The organism is Thioalkalivibrio sp., assembly GCF_007692535.1.
Taxonomy (GTDB): Bacteria; Pseudomonadota; Gammaproteobacteria; order Ectothiorhodospirales; family Ectothiorhodospiraceae; genus Thioalkalivibrio.
Genome location: NZ_REBW01000025.1, coordinates 1 through 3,577 on the forward strand (window position 1 = coordinate 1; position 3,577 = coordinate 3,577).

A 3,577-nucleotide genomic window follows, 5' to 3' on the forward strand; every position below is an offset into this window, starting at 1 on the left:
GCAACGAGGGCTTGACGCAGAGTCAGATCAAGGATGTTGGTATTGCGGCCATCAAAGACATCGAGATCGACACGGCAGACGGGCTTACCGAGGCCATTGACGCTAACATGACCGACGTCACCACGTTGGAAGACGCGGTTCGAGTGATCAACACCGCAATCGCGGAACGTGTGGCGGCTGGTGACGCTGACGCTGCAGCGATCGCGGATGCAGGATTCCAGGCTTCGCTCCGAGTGAATAACGACGGTTCGACGACCATCGCCATTACCGCGAACTTCAGCGCCGAGGACTTCACCGTCAGCGGCGGCGAGGTGACGTTGGTTGGGGGGGGCGCGGGGGATGAGGTGGACCTGTTCGAATCAATAGTGACGGCAACCCAGGTGAACCTGACTGAGGTTGATTTGTCGACCCGCGAAGCTGCCACGCAGGCGCTGGGGGCTGTGGACGGGGCTTTGACTCAGATCAACTCGCTGCGGGCCGAACTCGGTGCGGTGCAGGTCCGCTTCGAGTCCACGATCTCCAACCTGAGCGTGTCGGTCGAGAACCAGTCCGCCGCCCGTTCGCGGATCCAGGATGCGGACTTCGCAGCCGAGACCGCCGCGCTGACCAAGGCCCAGATCCTCCAGCAGGCCGGCATCTCGGTGCTGTCGCAGGCCAATGCCTCAACCCAGAGCGTGCTGGCACTGCTCCAGTAAGCCGTGGGTTCGGCCTCCATCAGTAATCGGGCGCCAGGGACGGCGCGGAGGGTGGGCTCGTGTGAACGCGCCCGCCCCTTTTTTTGCTAGCACACTGAGGGTTCGGACATGTTGAAGGAAAGCGCCATCAGCCTCTTGCAGGACCCGCTGCTCACCAACGTTGCCAGGGCTCCAAAGCCCTCGCGAGCCGACGGCAGGGTCGAGCCGCTGGTTGCGGCGGGGGGCGGCAAGGAATTGCCCTCGCGGGAGGTTCCTGAGGCACCGAGGAATCTCCCCGCCGTGGTCGAGTCGCTCAACGACTACCTCCAGACGGTCAAGCGGGAACTGCAGTTCAGCGTGGACGAAAACAGTGGGCGCCCGGTGATCACGGTTCTGGATGCGGGCAGCAAAGCGGTGATACGCCAGATTCCGTCGGAAGCGGCGGTGGCGTTGGCGGAGCACCTGAGTGAACAGGGCGGTTTCGACAGCGTCGGCCTCATCGAGAAGGCTTAGTGGCACGAAGTTTGTATGCGGACACGTTGATTGAATGAAAGCATGCGCCGCGGCCCGGTGTTCCGGAATGCGGCACGCACGGGCCGTCAACCGACCGGCGGTTCGATTCTTGAAAGCAGGGGCATGGGATGTCGATTAGTGCGCTGGGTATCGGTTCCGGTCTCGACCTGAGTTCGCTGGTCGAGCAACTCGTGACCGCGGAACGTGCGCCCAAGGAAAAGCGGCTGAACCAGCGCGAGGGGGATCTGCAGGCGCGCTTGTCCGCCTTTGGCTCGATCAAGGGCGGCTTGTCCGGACTGGAGACGGCGTTGGACAAGCTGGCCAAGCTTCAGGAGGGGCGCACTGCCGCGTCCTCCGACAGCAGCCGCCTGAGTGTGGCCGCAACGGGCGAAGCGTCACCGGGCGCGTACAGCGTCGAGATCAGCCAGCTCGCCGTTGCCCAGTCGCTGGCCAGCGCTGGTTTTGATAACGCCGATGACCCCGTAGGCACAGGGGTCCTGACCCTCCAGTTGGGTGACGGTCAGGCCGTTGACATCGTCATTGACAGTGAAAACAACAGTCTGCGCGGTATTCGCGATGCGATTAATCAGGCGAGCACCGGTGTGCAGGCCAGCATCATCAACGACGGCGAGGGCGCGCGCCTGGTGCTCAGTTCGGCAAAGACCGGCGCAGACAACACGATCTCGCTGACCGTGGCGGAAGATGCCGGTGAAGGTGGAAACCGTCTCTCCCTGCTGGCAACCGGCAACCTGATCCAGACGGTCGAACCCCAGGATGCGCAGATCGTGGTCAACGGGCTCGCGATCACCAGTGCCAGCAACAGCCTCGGGAATACAGTGGAGGGTCTGACGCTGGACCTGAAGGGCACCACGGAACCGGGGGCACCCATCACCGTGACCGTCGGCCAGGACCGGGATGCCGTGCGTACCGCGCTCGAGGAGCTCGTCCAGGCTTACAACGGCGTCGTGGATACGGTCCGCGAACTGACGAAGTACAACCCGGAAACCCAGGAGGGCGCCGTGCTGGTGGGTGACGGCACCCTGCGTTCGATCCGCAGCCGACTCACCGACGGGCTGCTGCGCTCTGCTGGAGACGCCGAAGCGGTCTTCACCAACCTGGTGAACCTGGGCTTGAACTCGGACCGTAACGGCAACCTCAGGCTCGACAGCGCGACCCTGGACAGGGCCATGGAGCAGGATTTCCGGGGAGTGATCGGGCTGGTCAACGAGGTGAGCGGGGGGCTGCGCGATACCGTGAAGGGGTTTACGCAATCCGGTGGTCTGCTTGATGCCCGTACCGATGGTCTGCGCAGCCGGATCAGTGATATCGACCGGCAGCGGGATCTGCTGGAGAACCGCATCGAGAAGTTCGAGGCGCGGATGGTGCGGCAATTCAGCACCATGGATGCCCTGGTGGGGCAGTTGCAGAACACCAGCCAGTTTCTCGACCAGCAGCTGGGTGCGTTGACCGCGATGCTCCAGCAAAACCGTAAAGGTTAGGTCGTTTGTGAAGTACAAAAACATCGTGAATACAACTGTAAAAATGATTTAGTTGATCAATTTTATCATTTAAGAGGGCAGCTCCATGTATCAGACTGGTATCCAACAGGCGCTCAACCAGTACCGCAACGCGGGGCCACTGGCCGAGGTGAGTGAGGCCGACCCCCACCGTCTCATTCAACTGTTGTTCGAGGGTGCGCTGGACCGCATCGCGATCGCCCGCGGTGCGATGCGCCAGGGTGATGTGGCCGTGAAGGGTGACCGCATTTCCCGGGCCATCGCCATCATCGATGGACTGCGCGCTCATCTGGACATGGAGCGCGGCGGAGAGATCGCCGCCAACCTCCGATCCCTGTACGAGTACATGGAGCGGCGCCTCGCCGAGGCCAACCTGCGCGACGACGTACAGATTCTCGACGAGGTGGCCAACCTGCTGCGCGAGGTGAAGTCGGGCTGGGACGCGATCCCGCAGCAGCAGTCGGCCTTTGCCATCGGGCGCGGCTGACACGGCCATGGTCGGCGCTACGGCCTCCGCAAGTCTGGAGCAGGCGCTTGCCCTCCTGGACGAGGCGCTGGTGCAGGCCGAGGCCGGGCGCTGGGAACGGGTGGCCGAGTTGGACGCCCGCTGCCGGGACGCCTCGCAGGCGGTGGTCCAGGGTGTCGGCGACGACGATCCGGGACCGCTGGCCGATGGCCTGAAACGGTTGCGCGATCGGCACCATCGCCTGCTGGAGCTGGCCGAGGCCCAACGGGAGCGGCTGGCCGAGGCGCGCCGGACCTCAGCCAGGGGCCGCCGGGGTACCCGGGCCTACGAGGACAACGCATGATTCTCGGGTGGCTGCCGCCCGCTTGCCAGCGGGCGGGGGTCCTGCTCCAATGCCCCATCGCTTG

The 3,577-nt window shown here is 64.0% G+C and carries 5 protein-coding genes; all 5 read left to right on the forward strand.

The window, feature by feature from the left end; all coding sequences use genetic code 11:
* On the forward strand, nucleotides 1-695 hold a 695-nt coding region (locus tag EA346_RS00380; protein WP_296754218.1), incomplete at its 5' end, for a flagellin.
* A 108-nt stretch (nucleotides 696-803) separates the two neighbouring features.
* On the forward strand, nucleotides 804-1,187 hold the full coding sequence (locus EA346_RS00385) for a flagellar protein FlaG (protein ID WP_296754221.1): 384 nt from the start codon (nucleotides 804-806) through the stop codon (nucleotides 1,185-1,187).
* Nucleotides 1,188-1,315: 128 nt separating this feature from the next.
* Nucleotides 1,316-2,686 carry a flagellar filament capping protein FliD gene (gene fliD / locus EA346_RS00390; RefSeq protein ID WP_296754224.1) on the forward strand — a complete coding sequence of 457 codons (1,371 nt, stop codon included), beginning with the start codon at nucleotides 1,316-1,318 and terminating at the stop codon, nucleotides 2,684-2,686.
* 85 nt (nucleotides 2,687-2,771) lie between these two features.
* Nucleotides 2,772-3,191, forward strand: a complete 420-nt coding sequence (fliS, locus tag EA346_RS00395; protein ID WP_296754226.1) for a flagellar export chaperone FliS — start codon at nucleotides 2,772-2,774, stop codon at nucleotides 3,189-3,191.
* 7 nt (nucleotides 3,192-3,198) lie between these two features.
* Nucleotides 3,199-3,513: a flagellar protein FliT gene (locus tag EA346_RS00400; RefSeq protein ID WP_296754228.1), complete on the forward strand. Its 315-nt coding sequence runs from the start codon at nucleotides 3,199-3,201 to the stop codon at nucleotides 3,511-3,513.
* Nucleotides 3,514-3,577 lie beyond the last annotated feature (64 nt).